At 73.0% G+C, this 14,559-nt stretch carries 12 protein-coding genes; 5 read left to right on the top strand and 7 right to left on the bottom strand.

Annotated elements, in window-relative coordinates; all coding sequences use genetic code 11:
* Positions 1-134: 134 nt before the first annotated feature.
* Complete coding sequence (locus tag ACFVWD_RS34660) at positions 135-1,058, bottom strand: MurR/RpiR family transcriptional regulator (RefSeq protein WP_389601884.1); 924 nt, start codon at positions 1,056-1,058, stop codon at positions 135-137.
* Between the two features lie 55 nt (positions 1,059-1,113).
* On the opposite strand from ACFVWD_RS34660, the gene ACFVWD_RS34655 reads away from it, so the two are divergent.
* Positions 1,114-1,509, top strand: a complete 396-nt coding sequence (locus ACFVWD_RS34655) for a hypothetical protein (RefSeq protein ID WP_097225523.1) — start codon at positions 1,114-1,116, stop codon at positions 1,507-1,509.
* Complete coding sequence (locus ACFVWD_RS34650; RefSeq protein ID WP_389601882.1) at positions 1,506-1,772, top strand: DUF4031 domain-containing protein; 267 nt, start codon at positions 1,506-1,508, stop codon at positions 1,770-1,772. The genes ACFVWD_RS34655 and ACFVWD_RS34650 overlap by 4 nt, the downstream gene beginning before the upstream one ends.
* A gap of 32 nt (positions 1,773-1,804) precedes the next feature.
* On the opposite strand, the gene ACFVWD_RS34645 is transcribed toward ACFVWD_RS34650, so the two are convergent.
* From ACFVWD_RS34645 to ACFVWD_RS34635, 3 genes are read right to left on the bottom strand one after another with little or no spacing between them, the layout of a single operon-like run.
* Entirely contained in the window at positions 1,805-2,908 is a 1,104-nt protein-coding gene (locus tag ACFVWD_RS34645; protein ID WP_389601880.1) for a GNAT family N-acetyltransferase, read from the bottom strand.
* A 20-nt stretch (positions 2,909-2,928) separates the two neighbouring features.
* Positions 2,929-4,158, bottom strand: a complete 1,230-nt coding sequence (locus ACFVWD_RS34640; protein ID WP_389601961.1) for a Cmx/CmrA family chloramphenicol efflux MFS transporter — start codon at positions 4,156-4,158, stop codon at positions 2,929-2,931.
* A gap of 29 nt (positions 4,159-4,187) precedes the next feature.
* A complete protein-coding gene (locus ACFVWD_RS34635) occupies positions 4,188-4,871 on the bottom strand; it encodes a hypothetical protein (RefSeq protein ID WP_389601878.1) in 684 nt (227 codons plus the stop codon).
* Between the two features lie 629 nt (positions 4,872-5,500).
* Between ACFVWD_RS34635 and ACFVWD_RS34630 the strand changes: the two genes are divergently transcribed.
* Positions 5,501-6,205 carry a copper homeostasis protein CutC gene (locus ACFVWD_RS34630; protein WP_389601877.1) on the top strand — a complete coding sequence of 235 codons (705 nt, stop codon included), beginning with the start codon at positions 5,501-5,503 and terminating at the stop codon, positions 6,203-6,205.
* An 80-nt stretch (positions 6,206-6,285) separates the two neighbouring features.
* Here ACFVWD_RS34630 and ACFVWD_RS34625 read toward each other — a convergent pair whose 3' ends face one another.
* Complete coding sequence (locus tag ACFVWD_RS34625; RefSeq protein WP_389601959.1) at positions 6,286-8,250, bottom strand: HelD family protein; 1,965 nt, start codon at positions 8,248-8,250, stop codon at positions 6,286-6,288.
* A 431-nt stretch (positions 8,251-8,681) separates the two neighbouring features.
* On the opposite strand from ACFVWD_RS34625, the gene ACFVWD_RS34620 reads away from it, so the two are divergent.
* Both ACFVWD_RS34620 and ACFVWD_RS34615 read left to right on the top strand, forming a co-directional pair.
* Complete coding sequence (locus ACFVWD_RS34620) at positions 8,682-8,876, top strand: hypothetical protein (RefSeq protein WP_389601875.1); 195 nt, start codon at positions 8,682-8,684, stop codon at positions 8,874-8,876.
* Positions 8,877-9,038: 162 nt separating this feature from the next.
* Positions 9,039-10,127, top strand: a complete 1,089-nt coding sequence (locus ACFVWD_RS34615) for a glycosyltransferase 87 family protein (protein WP_389601957.1) — start codon at positions 9,039-9,041, stop codon at positions 10,125-10,127.
* Here ACFVWD_RS34615 and ACFVWD_RS34610 read toward each other — a convergent pair.
* Both ACFVWD_RS34610 and ACFVWD_RS34605 read right to left on the bottom strand, forming a co-directional pair.
* Positions 10,085-11,728 carry a DNA repair helicase XPB gene (locus ACFVWD_RS34610; RefSeq protein WP_389601873.1) on the bottom strand — a complete coding sequence of 548 codons (1,644 nt, stop codon included), beginning with the start codon at positions 11,726-11,728 and terminating at the stop codon, positions 10,085-10,087. The two genes, ACFVWD_RS34615 and ACFVWD_RS34610, sit on opposite strands and share 43 nt — an antisense overlap.
* Before the next feature lie 75 nt (positions 11,729-11,803).
* Positions 11,804-14,392 carry a helicase-associated domain-containing protein gene (locus tag ACFVWD_RS34605; RefSeq protein ID WP_389601871.1) on the bottom strand — a complete coding sequence of 863 codons (2,589 nt, stop codon included), beginning with the start codon at positions 14,390-14,392 and terminating at the stop codon, positions 11,804-11,806.
* Positions 14,393-14,559 lie beyond the last annotated feature (167 nt).

Raw genomic sequence — 14,559 nt, 5'->3', positions numbered from 1 at the left:
GCGCCCCTTAGGGGCGCGGGGCTGCGAACATCTGCGGCTCCGCCGCGTGGGCGCGACCAGCCACAACGGGCTCGCAGCGTGACGACTACATCCAGTCTCGGCAACTACATCCAGCCACGGCTTCCCGCGGAGCGCTAGCGCATACGGCGCCGAGGGCTGTGGCGGTGCGCGAGCGCCTCGTACGACGCGGACAACGCCGGCGCCGCCGTCTCGTACGTCCGCTGGGCGACCCCCACGAACAGACAGTCCACCACCAGCAACTGGCTGGTGCGCGACGACATCGCCGCGGGACGCAGCTCGCTCTCGCGGGCCGTGGACGTGGTGAGTATGTGGTCGGCGTACTGCGTGACGGGCCCGTCCGGGCGGCCGGTGATCGCGACCGTCGTCGCCCCGCGTTCGAAGGCGACCCGCAGCGGCTCGATGACGTCGCCCGTCGAGCCGGAGTGGGTGATCGCTATCGCCACGTCCTTGGCCCGCAGCTGCACCGCGTTGGTGACGGCGAGGTGCGGATCGCTGTGCGGGTGGGCTATGAGTCCGATGCGCAGCAGCTTCTGGGCCAGGTCCTGGGCGACAAGCCCGGACGCGCCGACGCCGTAGATGTCGATCCGGCGGGCGGCGGCGAGCGCGGTGACGGCCGCGCCCAGCTGGACCGTGTCGAGCCCCGCCGCGGTGTCGGCGAGGGTCTGCTGCTCGTCGTACGCGAGTTTCGCGACGACGTCCGCGATGGGGTCGTCGACCGCGATGTCCGCGGTGACGGCGGGGGCGCGGCCCGACTGCTGCTGGGCGGCGAGGCCGGCGAGCGCGAGGCGCAGGTCGCGGTAGCCGGGGTAGCCCAGCAGGCGGGCGGTGCGCACGACCGTGGCCTCGCTGGTGCCGGTGAGCTCGGCGAGGCCGGTGACCGTGAGGGCCGCGCAGCCGGCCGGGTCGCCGGCGACGGCCTCGGCGACCCGTTGCATGGAACGGGTCATCGACGGGGCGAGCGTCCGCACCTTGGCCGCGAGGGCCGCCGGGGCGGGCGGAGCCTCACCGGCGAAAATTTCCTTCACGTTTTGGGTCACTTCTGAAAGATATTTTCTGCTGGGGTATGCGGTCAAGGGTGCGCACAATGGGTGCATGGACCCCACCAGCCGTCCCGTCAGCCCCTTGGAGCAGGCGCTGCACGCGGCCCGCGCCCTCGTTCTCGCCGATCTCGTCGCGGGCGAGGTCGCCGAGGCGGATGTCGTCTCGCTCGTCGAGGACTCGGTGGTGCAGCGTCGATGGTGGGTCGAACAGTGGCCGGAGGGCGTCGGCTATGTGGCCGGGCTCGTCGCCCAGGACGTACAGGACGCGTTGCTGGAGCGGTACGGGCGGTGGCCGCTGTGTCCGGTCTGCGGCTCGGGCGACCCGCACGCCCTCGACGTCGAGCCGGAGCTCGGGCCCGACCCGCACTGGGTCTGCCACAAGGCGGGCGTGAAGGTCGCGTCCGTGGGGTGCCTGGGGTCGGCGACCGGGGAGACGCCGTCCTCGTGACCGTCTACATCGACCCACCCGTCTGGCCGGGCCACGGGCGGCTCTGGTCCCACCTGGTCAGCGACGTCTCGTACGACGAACTGCACCTGTTCGCGGCGGACTTGGGGCTACCCCCGCGCGCCTTCGAGCGCGACCACTACGACCTCCCCTCCCACCGGTACGCGGACGCCGTGCGCGCCGGGGCGGTGGAGGTCAGCAGCCGCGAGGTGGTGCGGCTGCTGTACGGAGCGGGGCTGCGCCGGCGCAAGTACGCCGGCCGATAGGAGGCCGGTCGGCCCACCCCGGTGGGCGGAGGTCAGTCCGTACGGGCGTACACCCGCAGCGACGGATCCAGCGCGCGCAACTCGTACGCGTACTCCTCCTCGTCCTCGCTCACCCGAGTGAACCCGGCGCGCGCGATGACCCGCTGGGAGGGAGCGTTGGTCCGCTCTATGGCCGCGAAGAGGATGTCGAGCTCGTCGCGGGCGAGGGCCCAGGCGGAGAGGGTGCGCAGGGCCTCGGTCGCGTAGCCGTGGCCGCGGGCGTTCTCGGCGAGGTCGTAGCCGACTTCCGCGCGGCCGTCCTCGTCGGGGGCGCCGTGGAAGCCCATCGCGCCGACCGCCCGGCCGTCCTCGCTCCGTACGAGCACGAACATGCCCCACTCCGGGCGGTGCATCCCGCTCTCGTACGCCTTCATGACCATCCCGGCGGCGTCCCGCGTGCCGTCGAAGGGGCCGCCCTCGATCCACTCGAAGCCGCCCGTGCCACCCGCGCGCAGATCGGCGGCGGCCGCCGGGGTGACTCCTTGGAGCGTGAGCCGTTCCGCCTCGATCACCAGGTTGTTGCTCCAGCGCCACTCGGTGAGCGGGGCGCGGCCGGGCAACTCGCCGCGGCCGGTCGCCCACAGCAGAGTGGGCCACGGGGCGGACCCCGGCCTGACGTGCGGAAAGATCCGGGAGAGTACGTCCGCGCAGAGCTCGGCCGGCGGCTCGTAGGCGATCCCGAGACCCTGCGCGATGTCATGCGTGTGCAGCAGCACCTCGGTGACACCCATCGCGGCGAAGCCCTCGCGGTTCGCGCTGCGGAACGGATACGGGTGGAAGGCGCGCGCCTCGCGCGGTGCCGTGCGCACGGCGGCGGCGAGCAGGGCACCGGTCGTCTCGATCACGTCGACCACGCCCGCGTTGTCGGTGCCGTCGTCCAGGACGATCCCGAAGGGCACATACGCCGTGGTGGCCCGCCCCGCCAACTGCCCCGCGTACGCGAGGAGATCGTCCGCGATGTGCTCGGCGGTCTTTCGGCAACTCCACTCGAGACGGCCCGCCCCGACCCCGTCCCAGTCCCGCCCGGCCACCGCCCGCAACAGCGCGACGGCGCCCGCGACGGCTTCCTCCACCTGGTCCCCACCCATGGATCGCATGCGGCTGAGGATAGGCGCGGTCAGACGTCGTTACGTACTGGATTGTTGGTCCTGTCGGCCTTTTCGGCCTTCTTGTTCATGGACACCACCACACGGGAGGCCCGGGTACGGCGCTGGAGGCGCAGCGAGACCGCGGCCACCCCCATGCCCGTCACCGTCATGGCCGCGCCCGCCCAGGCCGTCGCCGCGTAGCCGAGACCCGCGTCGATGACCGTGCCGCCGACCCAGGGGCCGCCGGTGTTGCCGAGATTGAAGGCGGCCGTGGTGGTGGCACCGGCCAGGGTGGGGGCGGCCCCGGCGACGTTGAAGAGCCGGGCGTTGAGTGCCGGGGCGGTGAAGAAGCAGGTGACGCCGAGGAGGAAGGAAAGAGCCACGGCCGCTATCGCGTACTGCCCGAGGAGCGCGAGCGCCACGAGGACGGTGGTCGAGGCCGCGGTACCGGAGAGGAGCACCCCGAAGAGGTGCGCGTCGGCGACCCGCCCGCCGATCGTCGTACCGATCAGCGCCCCGACCCCGAAGAGCGCGAGCACGCTCGGCACCCAGCCGTCGTCGAGCCCCGCGACATCCGTGAGCAGCGGCGAGAGGTAGCTGAACGTGCAGAAGACCCCGCCCGCGGCGAGCATCACGACAGCGACGGTGAGCCGGACCTGCGGGTCACGGTAGATGGTGACTTCCCGCCTGAGCTGCGGCTTCTCGTCGGGGAGCGGGATGCGCGGGATGAGGGTGACGACCCCGACCAGGGCGATCGCGGAGGCCGCGCCGACGGCCCAGAACGCGGACCGCCAGCCGAGATGCTCGCCGAGGAAGGCACCGGCCGGGACCCCGAGCACGTTCGCGATCGACAGCCCGCCGATCATCACCGCGAGCGCGCGGGCCCGGGACGTCACCGGGACCATCGCGATCGCCACCGCCGCGCCCACCGCCCAGAAGCCCGCACAGGCGAGGGCGCTGACGATCCTGGAGGCGAAGAGCACGGCGTACGTCGGCGCGAGCGCGCCGGCGATCTGGCCGAACCCGAAGACGGCGATGAGCGAGACGAGGGTGGTACGGCGGGGGAGGCGGAGGGTGGCCACGGCCAGCAGCGGCGCCCCGACGACCATGCCTATGGCGAACGCCGATATGAGCAGACCCGCCTGCGGAATCGTGACACCCATGTCGTCGGCGATGGGCGGCAGGAGCCCCGAGAGCATGAACTCGCTGGTCCCGAGGGCGAAGACGGAGAGGGCGAGGATGTAGACGGCGAGGGGCATGCGGGGGCCGGACGGCGCACTGGGGCGGGTCACTCGGCGGCCTTCCGGGGTGGGTTGGGTGAGCCCGGGGTGGGTTCGGTGAGGTGGGCGAGCTCGCGCCGGATGTTCTCCCGGGCCCGCTCCTCCCACTCCCGTGTTCCGTACGGTGTCCTGAACAGCCGTGGCAGGTCGAGGAGTTGACGCAGTACGGCCGCCCGGCCCGCCCGGAACGCCTCGTCCGGGACGAAGGCGTACTCCTCGCGGACGGCGGCGGTGTACGCGGCGTAGGTGTCCGGGGGCGAGGCGAGGATCGCCAGGTCGGCGTCGCAGAGGACCTGGCCGTTGCGGTCGTCGTCGCTCGGGGCGTGGGTGACGGTGAGCCGGACCAGGCGGGCGACCTCCGCCGTGTGGGACTCGTCGATGTCGAGTTCCGGGAGGGCGCGTTCGGCGAGGCGGGCGGAGCGTTCCTCGTTCTCGGAGCGGTCGGGGAGGTAGACGGCGTCGTGGAACCAGGCGGCGAGGCGGACGAGGGCGGGGTCGTCCGCGTACTCCGCCAGTACGTCGATGTGGTCGAGGACCGCGGTGAGGTGCGCGACCGTGTGGTAGCGGCGCTGTGGCTCCTGCCAGCGGGTGAGGAGGTTGTCCGCGTACGGGGCCGGGTCGGGGCCGCCGGGGGAGCGGGCGCCGTCGAGGGCATGGGACCAGCGGGTGCGCAGCGCGTCGAGGTCGGGCATGCGTCGATTCTCCCGCTTGCGTTCCTTGGGCCCTAGCGCGGAGGGCAACCTTCCCTCGCCCCCGGACCCGGGGCTTCCAGGGGCGCGGGCAACTGCGCGCCCAGCCCCCACCGTCCCGCAGCCCAAGCACACCCCCCCCGGACGGCCGGGGTTTCGGGGCGGAGCCCCGCCTTGGGGGCGTGGGGAACTGCGCGATCGGCCCCCGCCCGTCCGCAGGCGAGCGATTCCGGGTGGCCGGGGTTTCGGGGCGGAGCCCCGCCTTGGGGGTGCGGGGAACTGCGCGATCGGCCCCCACTCGCCCGCAGGCGAGCGATTCCGGGTGGCCGGGGTTTCGGGGCGGAGCCCCGTCCTGGGGGCGCGGGGAACTGTGCGATCGGCCCCCACTCGCCCGCAGGCGAGCGATTCCGGGTGGCCGGGGTTTCGGGGCGGAGCCCCGTCCTGGGGGCGCGGGGAACTGCGCGATCGGCCCCCACCCGCCCGCAGGCGAACGAATCCGAGTGGACGGGGTTTCGGGGCGAAGCCCCGATGGTGTGCCCCGGTAAACGGCGAGGCCTTCTCGCGGTGGTCGGCGGGCGCGGCGTACGCTGGGATTGGACTAGACCTGTAGCCGCCCCAGAGGAAGAGGCCCCATGAGCGAGCGCAAGCGTGCAGTTCTGGAGGTGATCGCCCTCGGCGTGGAGGACGCGGTCGCCGCCCAGGCGGGAGGCGCCGACCGGCTGGAGTTGGTCACCGACATGGCCGCCGACGGGCTCACCCCGGCGGTGGAGACCTTCGTCGGGATCCGCGCCGCCGTCGACATCTCGCTGCGCGTGATGCTGAGGCGGGCGGACGGCTTCGCGGCGGGCGGCGCCGAGGGCGTCGACGCGCTCGTACGTCTCGCGGGGGAGATGCGGGCCGCCGGAGCGGACGAGTTCGTGCTCGGGTTCCTCGACGAGCACGGCGGCCCCGACCTGTCCGCCGTGGAGCGGATCGTCGCCGAACTGGACGGCTGCCCCTGGACGTTCCACCGCGCGATCGACCGCGCCGCCGACCGCGACTCCCTGCGCAAGCAGCTCGCGGACCTGCCGGGCCTGGACGCGTACCTCACGGCGGGTTCCCCGGACGGCGTGGACGACGGGTTCCCGACCCTCCTCGCCGAGGCCACCCGCCGCACCGAACCCGGTTACGAGCCCCGGATCATGGTGGGCGGCGGGCTGCGTCTCGATCACGTTCCCCGGCTGCGGGCCGCGGGGATCGACGCCTTCCACATCGGCGGGGCGGCTCGGCCCGACGGGTGGAACGGCCCGGTGGCGGTGGCGGCTGTACGGGAGTGGCGGCAGGCCCTGGACGTGTAACGGCCGGCAGCGGCATGAACCACCCGGCCGCATGCGTGCGCGGCGCCGCCGTCGAAGGGCCCGCCCGGCTGGGCCAGGTCCTACCCCAGTTGCTGCGGCAGTGGAGCCGCGTGGGTGACGGTCAGGCCCGAGACCGCCCGGGTCAGGGCCACATACAGGCGGCGCAGGCCGGTCCGCTCGTCCGGTTCGCCGTCGACCACGGCCTGCGGCTCGTCCAGGACCACGTAGTCGTACTCCAGGCCCTTGGCGAGGGAGGCGGGGACGAGGGTGAGGCGGGTCTGTGCCGTCGTCTCCTCGCCGGGGCCCAGGTACGTCAGGCCCGCCGCCGTCAGCGCCTCGGTCAGCGCCGGGATCCGGGCGTCGGCGGCGATGAGGCCGATCGAGCCCTCGTTGCGCAGCAACTCCTCGCAGGCGCCGATGACCTGCTCGTCGGCGGTCGTCGGGCGCACCTCGAAGAAACCGGGGTTCTCACGGACCGACGCCACCGGGGTCAGGCCCGGCGCGATGTGCGGCAGCAGTCGGGAGGCGTAGGTGATGACGTCGGTGGGGACGCGGAAACCGGCGGTCAGCTCCTCGATCACCGCTTCCCCCTTGCCGAGGTGGGCGAGCGCCTCGTCCCAACTCCGCGTCGCCCAGGGGGTCGTGCCCTGTGCGAGATCACCGAGCACGGTCGCCGAACCCGTTGTGCAGCGCCGCCCCACCGCCCGGTACTGCATCGGCGACAGATCCTGCGCCTCGTCGAGCACGACATGGCCGAGGGAGTGGGTGCGCTGGACGAGATCGGTGGCCTCGTCGATCAGCACGGCGTCGGCGGGCGACCACTTGGCCGACTTCACCGACCGCACCGGCTTCGCCCAGAGGATCTCCTTCTGCTCGTCCTCGTCGAGGAGCCCCTCCGCGTGGACGGCGAGGAAGTCCACGTCGGTGAGCAGCCGCAGGACCAGTCTGGCGGGGTCGACCGGCGGCCAGATCGCCTTGACGGCCGCCTTCACCGCGGTGTTGCGGGCCACGGCGTCCTGCACCCGGTCGTCCGGTGCCTCGCCCGAGCGCTCCATCTGGACCAGCACGGCGTGCGCGATCCGCTGCGGAAGGGCCTCGCGGGCGGCGCCGTAGCGGATGTCGCGGTCCAGCAACTCCCCGACGATCGTCTCGAGTTCGTACGCCGGGACGCGCCAGCGCCGCGAGCCGCGCACGACCACGACGCCCTCGGTCGGGAGTGTCACATGCGAGCGGACGGCCCGGCGCAGCACCTCGGCCATCCGGGCGTCGCCCTTGACGACGGCGGCGGTCGCGTCGTCCGTTCCGCGTACCTCCACATGCGCGACGAGGTCGTCGACGGTCGCCTGCTTGACCTCGAGCTCGCCCAGCGCGGGCAGCACCTGCTCGATGTAGTGCAGGAAGGACTTGTTCGGCCCGATGACCAGGGTGCCGGTGCGGGCCAGCCGCTCCCGGTGGGCGTAGAGGAGGTAGGCGACGCGGTGCAGGCCGACGGCCGTCTTTCCGGTGCCGGGGCCGCCCTGCACGCAGACGGAGCCCGCAAGACCCGACCGTACGATCTCGTCCTGCTCCGGCTGGATGGTCGCCACGATGTCCCGCATCGGGCCGACGCGCGGGCGCTCGATCTCCTGCTGGAGCAGCTTGCTGGTCGCCGCGGCCTCGGAGGGGTCGGACAGGTGCTCGTCCTCGTACGCCGTGAGGTCGCCGCCGGTGTACCCGAAGCGGCGGCGCAGTCCGACGTCCATCGGGTCCTTCTTCGAGGCCCGGTAGAACGGCTGCGACACCGGGGCGCGCCAGTCGATGACCATCGGGTCGCCATCGGCGTCGTGCACATGCCGGCGCCCGATGTAGAAACGCTCGCCCTCCGCGCCCTCCGCCTTGTCGGCGCCAGGTGCGTGCAGATAGTCGAGGCGGCCGAAGAACAGCGGGGTGTGGCTGAGGTCGGCGAGGGCCTTGATCCGCTCGTCGATCTGGTGCTGGAGGACCGCGGCGTTCACCCAGTTCGCGGTGACGTCTGCGATGTCGAGGTTCTCCACGTCCTCGCGCATCGCGCGCAGTGCCGCGCGGGACTCGCCGAGGTGGGCGCGCTCGCGGGAGAGGGGGTCCTGGGCGGGTGGAGTGGACAACGTGGTGCCTCCGGAAGACCTGCTGCGTGTGAGTGGGTACGGCGGTCGAGCCGTTGGATGCCGTCCGGTTTCCGTCCGGGCGGCGGCACTCCGTCGAGGGAGGCGGGCAAGAGCGGAGATTCTAGGTCAGGGCAGGAGGTCCGGGCCAACCCTTTTCCGCGGCGTCGTTCGCCGCGTCGTTCGCCGCGTCGCTCGCGGCGTCATACGCGGCATCAGGGATGTGACCCCCATATCCCTAGGGGTCGCCGTCCGTCGTGAGGCGTACACGCAGAGGCCTGGAGGCGTACGAGGGGCCGCCGAGGTTCGGTCCATAGGCCGACGCCATTTGGGGTCGCGCATTCCATCATGGATACATGAGCGCAGCAACCTTCACCCCAGGCCCTTCCCGGCACGGTCCCGCCGCTCGTGGCGCGACCGCCTTCTCCGTCGCCCACCACCGCCACCGTGTCGGCGACGCCCTGCGCGCCGTCAAGGTCTACGTGGGCGCGGCGTTCGGCGTGGTGCTCCTCGGCGAGTACGAGGAGGAGGCGGGCGTGCGACGCCGGTGAGCCGTTCGCCGGGTTGAACTGTCCCGGCACTAGGGTCACTCCGTGCTTCAGCGGAACGTGACCGATCGCTCACTCGACGAAGTTCTCCCGTTCTCCGTCCCCCGTTTCTCCGTCTTCCGCCTCTCCGGCTCCCGCTTCCCCGCGTCGCTTCTTCCCTTCCTTCTGCTTGCCACTTCCCTCGCCGCGTTCGCCGCGCTGTGTCTGCTCCGGCGCACCCCCATGGCCGACGCGCTCGTCTACCGGGCCGAGGGTGCGGCCGTCGTCCACGGCACGGATCTCTACGGGTTCACCGTCACCGAGTGGCATCTGCCCGCCACGTATCCGCCCTTCGCGGCGGTCCTCTTCGTCCCGCTGGCCTGGCTCCCGCCGGCCGTCCTCAAGGCGGCCTTCGTCGCTGGGAACGTGGCCCTGCTGGCCGTGCTGGTCCGGCTCTCCTGCCGTCTCGCGGGCCTGCCGACACGGCTGCCCGCGCTCTGCGCCGCCACCGCGCTCGCCCTGTGGCTCGAACCCGTCTTCCAGACCGTGCTCTTCGGCCAGATCAACCTCGCCGTCGCCTGCCTGATCCTCTGGGACCTGACACGGCCGCCCGGCGCCCCGGGCAAGGGCATCGCCCTCGGCATCGCGGCCGGGGTGAAACTGACCCCCGCCGTCTTCGTGGCGTATCTGCTGCTCAGGGGCCGGCGACGGGAAGCGGCCACCGCCCTGGCGGCCTTCGCCGGGACCGTGCTCCTGGGAACGCTCGCTCTTCCCGCCGCGAGCGTCGACTTCTGGACCCGGCGGCTCTACGAGACCGGCCGCGTCGGCAAGGTGTGGATCGTCGACAACCAGTCGCTTCAGGGGCTGATCGCCCGGATGCTGGGGGACCCGGCACCGGGTCCGCTGTGGGCCGTGCCCGCGCTGGCCGTCGCGTCGGCGGGACTGTGGCTGGCCCGCCGCGCGCGCACCGACCGTCAGGGCGTCCTGGTCACCGCCCTCACGGCCCTGCTGATCTCGCCCATCAGCTGGTCGCACCACTGGGTGTGGTGCGTCCCGCTGATCGCCGTGCTGTACGCCGAACACGGCCCGCGCCCGGCCGCCGCCACCGCCGCGGTGTTCGCGGCCCGCACCCTCTGGCTGGTCCCGCACCAGGGCGATCTGGACCTCCATCTACCCTGGTGGCAGCAGCCGTTCGCCTCGCCGTACCCCCTGCTGGGGTTGGTACTGCTGGTTCAGTTGTCGGCCAGGAGTTCGTCGGCGTCGACGATCCGGTAGGCGTACCCCTGCTCCGCCAGGAACCGCTGCCGATGCGCGGCGAAGTCCTGGTCGATGGTGTCGCGGGCGACGACGGAGTAGAAGTGCGCCTGGTGACCGTCGGCCTTCGGGCGCAGCACGCGGCCAAGGCGCTGGGCCTCCTCCTGGCGCGAGCCGAAGGTGCCCGACACCTGGATGGCGACGGTCGCCTCCGGCAGGTCGATGGAGAAGTTGGCGACCTTCGACACGACGAGCACGCTGATCTCGCCCTCCCGGAAGGCGTCGAACAGCTTCTCCCGCTGCGCGTTGCTGGTCTCGCCCTTGATGACGGGCGCGTTCAAGTGCTCGCCCAGCTCGTCGAGTTGGTCGATGTACTGGCCGATCACGAGGATCTGCTGCCCCGCGAACTTCCGTACCAGCGCCTCGGTCACCTTCCGCTTGGTCGCGGTCGTCGCGCAGAAGCGGTACTTCTCCTCGGTCTCGGCGGTCGCGTACGCGAGCCGCTCGGCGTCGGTGAGGTTGACGCGGACCTCGACACAGTCGGCGGGCGCGATGTACCCCTGCGCCTCGATCTCCTTCCAGGGCGCGTCGAACCGCTTGGGCCCGATGAGCGAGAAGACGTCCGACTCGCGCCCGTCCTCGCGGACCAGGGTCGCGGTCAGGCCCAGGCGCCGCCGCGCCTGGAGATCGGCCGTGAACTTGAAGACGGGCGCGGGCAGCAGGTGCACCTCGTCGTAGACGATGAGTCCCCAGTCCCGGGAGTCGAAGAGCTCCAGGTGGGGATAGACGCCCTTCCGCTTGGTCGTCAGCACCTGGTAGGTGGCGATGGTGACCGGGCGGATCTCCTTCCTCGTCCCGCTGTACTCGCCGATCTCGTCCTCGGTCAGCGAGGTCCGCTTCACCAGCTCGTGCTTCCACTGCCGGGCGGAGACGGTGTTGGTGACGAGGATGAGGGTGGTGGCCTTGGCCTGCGCCATGGACCCGGCGCCGACGAGCGTCTTCCCTGCTCCACAGGGCAGGACGACAACGCCCGACCCGCCGTGCCAGAAGTTCTCCACGGCCTGCTTCTGGTACGGCCGCAGTGCCCAGCCGTCCTCCGCCAGCTCGATCGGGTGCGCCTCCCCGTCGACGTATCCGGCGAGGTCCTCGGCCGGCCAGCCCAGCCTCAGCAGCGTCTGCTTGATCTGCCCGCGCTCGGAGGGGTGCACGGCCACGGTGTCCGGGTCGATCCGGTTGCCGACGAGCGGGATGATCCGCTTCGACCGCAGGATCTCCTCCAGGACGGGCCGGTCGGTGGTGGTCAGGACCAGCCCGTGGGCCGGGTGCTTGCTGAGGGTGAGACGCCCGTAGCGGTCCATCGTCTCGGCGATGTCGACGAGCAGGGCGTGCGGTACGGGGTAGCGGCTGAACTCGACGAGCGCGTCGACGACCTGCTCGGCGTCGTGGCCCGCGGCGCGCGCGTTCCACAGGCCGAGCGGCGTCACCCGGTAGGTGTGGATGTGCTCGGGCGCCCGCTCCAGCTCGGCGAACGGCGCGATGGCCCGACGGCAGGCGTCGGCCTGCTCGTGGTCGACTTCCAGGAGCAGGGTCTTGTCGCTCTGGACGATGAGGGGTCCGTTCACACCCGTCCCTTTCTGCGTGCCGTCACCCCGCGCGGATGACCGGCCAAACGTCCAGTGTGCCTCAAGGGGCGATGATCACGGCTGGTCGTCGGCGAGCTCGGCGACCCCCGTCACGCGGTGCAACGGATAGGTGCGGACCTCGTCCGCGGTGTGGTCGTACGCCGTCACGAAGCCGCCCTCCACCCGGATCGGGGCGATCACGCGCTGGCTGGCGGCGCCCTCGGCGTTCACGTACCCGATCCACACCGCCTCACCGGTCATGACGGCGGCCTGCATGGTGGCGAGGGTCTCGGCGGAGCTGGTGCGCGGCAGCTCACCGTTGCCCGGGGCCTCTGCCTGCGTGTCCTTGCGCGGGGTCGTGGAGGCCAGGTCACCGGCGCGGATGGCGCGGACCGCGGCACCGAGGAGCGTGGCGTCGGGCACCGGCGGGCCCTCCGGGACCGGCACGGGGGCGGAGCGCGGCGGGGTGCGGTGGGCGTGGGCGCGGGTGATCAGCACATCACCCTCGGCGGACTCCGCGGCGGGCGCGAAGCCCATGGAGCGCAGGCCCTCCAGCAGGGCCGCCGGGTCGGCCTGGGCGGCGAGCACGGTGGGCGCGAGGCGGCGCAGCCGCAGTCCCTGCGAGCGCTTGTCGGCGAGGATCTCGCTCAGCAGCGCGTCGTCGTCGCAGCGGACGTACGCCGAGGCCGCCCCGATCCGTAGATGGCCGTGCCTGCGTGCCACGTCGTCGATCAGATAGGCGAGCGGCTGCGGGACGGGCGTGCGGGAGTGGGCCGCGAGGAACGCGTGCAGGTCCGAGGCCGACCGGCCCGCGTCCAGGGCCCGCCGTACCGACCCGGGGGTGAAGCGGTAGACCGTCGCCCCGCCCTTCGACTCGACGTCCGCGAGCACGCCGAGCGTGTCGGCGAGGGGACGCTCCAGCGGGCCGGGGGCGACGGCGGTCAGGTCCGCCTGGAGGAGGACGTGGTCCAGGGGCTCGGGCAGCAGCGGGGCGAGGAGCCGGGCGGCGTGGGCGGCGGCAGCGGCCTGCTCGGCGGGGGAGTGCGGGGTTTCGGAGAGGGGGGCTTCGACGGCGGGGCGGTGGTGCTTGTGGGCGGGGAGCTTGTCGCCGGGGCCGGACGGAGCGCGCGCCGCGGTCTCCCGCACGCTCGCCGCCGGCAGCCCCAGCAGCGCCCGCCCCTGCGCCGAGAGGGCGCCCCGGCCGGTGACTCCCAGCAGCTCCGACTCGGACAGCGTCCACCGGGCGAGCCGGGCCCGCAGATCCTCGGCCGTGCTCCGGTCCCCTCGCAGCGGACGCTCCCACTGGAGGTGGGCGAGGACCGACTCCGGGGTGGCGGCGGCGCCCTCGGGCAGGGTGGCGAGGAGGGCGAGGACGCGGTGGCGGACCTCGGGGGCCGCCGAGCGGTCGAGGCCGGGGCCCAACGCCGACAACGTACGGTCCTTCGTGTCCCGTCCGCCGATCAGGCCCGCCGTACGGGTCGCGGCCAGCCATGCCGAGGCGAGCGTGGCCCACCGTTCGGCGGCGGGCCTCTCCAGCCACTCGTCATAGGCGGGGGTGGCCGCGTACCGCTCGTCGGCCTCCCCGTCCGAGGCCAGCAGCCCCGCCGCGTAGGCGAGCTCGACCCAGAACGCGGCGACCGGCTCCGCGACGTCCAGCGCCACCGCCGTCCGCTTCAGGTCCCGGACGCTGAGCCCACCGGCACGCAGTACGGCGGGCCCGCCCTCGTGCCAGTCCTTCAGCAGCTCCTCGACGGTGGCGAGTGCCGTGTACGCCTGGCCCGCCGCCGCACTGTCCACAACCTGTGGACGGTGCGTCCGCATGGCCTCGACCGCCGGGGCCACCGGTTCCGTCGCCCGGTGCGCGCGGCCCGCCCGCAGATGCAGGGCGACCTCCCGGGGCAGTACGACCGTGCCGGGCGCCGTCGGCAGCAGCAGGCCGCGGTCGATCAGCCAGCGCAGATGGCGAGCCGGGTCGGCGGTCACCTGGCCGTACGGCGGCCCCCACACCAGCCGGGACAGCACGTCCACCGCCTCGGCCGGGGCGGTGTCGAGGAGCGCCGACATCCGCGCCCGGTCGGTGAACAGTCCGGTGAGCGAAGCGACGGCGGAGACGGAGTCGTGGGTGGTCGTCAGCCCGGCCTCGGCCACGATCTCCTGAATACGCCCAGGGGACATCCCGGCCGTGGCCTCGGCGACGGTCGGTCCAAGGCCGGTGGGGGACGGGTGCTGGGGGGACGGCGTGAGCAGCTCGCGCGCCGTCCGTACGAGGCGCAGGCGGTCGGCGGGGCCCCACACCAGGGCCTGCTCGCGCAGCGTCCCCACAGCGCGCGGGAACGCCGCCGTGACCGCCGGGTCGTTGTCGTCGCCCGCCAGCAGCGCGAGCAGTTCGTCGTACGTCGCCGGGTCCGACGCGACGGCGAGGGCCTCCGCGGTCTGGAGCGCGAACCGGTCCAGGCGCTCCAGGGCGCGAACCACCGAAGCGCGGGTGCCGGCGCGGGTGGCGAGCTGGGTGAGGTCCGTGGGGACGGGGGTGATGAGGTCGGGGCGGGTGCGGAGGAGGGTCGACAGGGAGGCGTCGTCCCGGGCGCGGAGGGCTTCCGCGAGGGAGCGCGGAGCGGTGCCCTGCGGGGCGCGGTCCGGCGTGGGGTGCTCCTCTGTGCTCATCCGCTCAACGGTAGTGGTTTCTCGCCCCCGCCGCCCCTACCCGTCCCATCCCCGGGGCTACGCCCCGGACCCCGGGTGTGTTGTCCGGCTGACGGCCGGTGGGGGCTGATCGCGCAGTTCCCCGCGCCCCTGAAGGGGCGCCGGGGCGCAGCCCCGTGCCCCAGGGG

The sequence above is a fragment of the Streptomyces sp. NPDC058086 genome (assembly GCF_042885015.1).
Lineage (GTDB): Bacteria > Actinomycetota > Actinomycetes > Streptomycetales > Streptomycetaceae > Streptomyces.
This window is presented reverse-complemented; position numbering and strand designations above follow the sequence as displayed.

What these genes read in the sequence shown, in the direction of transcription:
- ACFVWD_RS34655 (WP_097225523.1), top strand. Translation starts at nt 1,114, where the DNA reads ATGGACCCCACCAGCCGTCCCGTCAGCCCCTTGGAGCAGGCGCTGCAC.
- ACFVWD_RS34645 (WP_389601880.1), bottom strand. Translation starts at nt 2,908, where the DNA reads ATGCGATCCATGGGTGGGGACCAGGTGGAGGAAGCCGTCGCGGGCGCC.
- ACFVWD_RS34640 (WP_389601961.1), bottom strand. Translation starts at nt 4,158, where the DNA reads ATGCCCCTCGCCGTCTACATCCTCGCCCTCTCCGTCTTCGCCCTCGGG.
- ACFVWD_RS34635 (WP_389601878.1), bottom strand. Translation starts at nt 4,871, where the DNA reads ATGCCCGACCTCGACGCGCTGCGCACCCGCTGGTCCCATGCCCTCGAC.
- ACFVWD_RS34630 (WP_389601877.1), top strand. Translation starts at nt 5,501, where the DNA reads ATGAGCGAGCGCAAGCGTGCAGTTCTGGAGGTGATCGCCCTCGGCGTG.
- ACFVWD_RS34625 (WP_389601959.1), bottom strand. Translation starts at nt 8,250, where the DNA reads ATGCGCGAGGACGTGGAGAACCTCGACATCGCAGACGTCACCGCGAAC.
- ACFVWD_RS34620 (WP_389601875.1), top strand. Translation starts at nt 8,682, where the DNA reads ATGAGCGCAGCAACCTTCACCCCAGGCCCTTCCCGGCACGGTCCCGCC.
- ACFVWD_RS34605 (WP_389601871.1), bottom strand. Translation starts at nt 14,392, where the DNA reads ATGAGCACAGAGGAGCACCCCACGCCGGACCGCGCCCCGCAGGGCACC.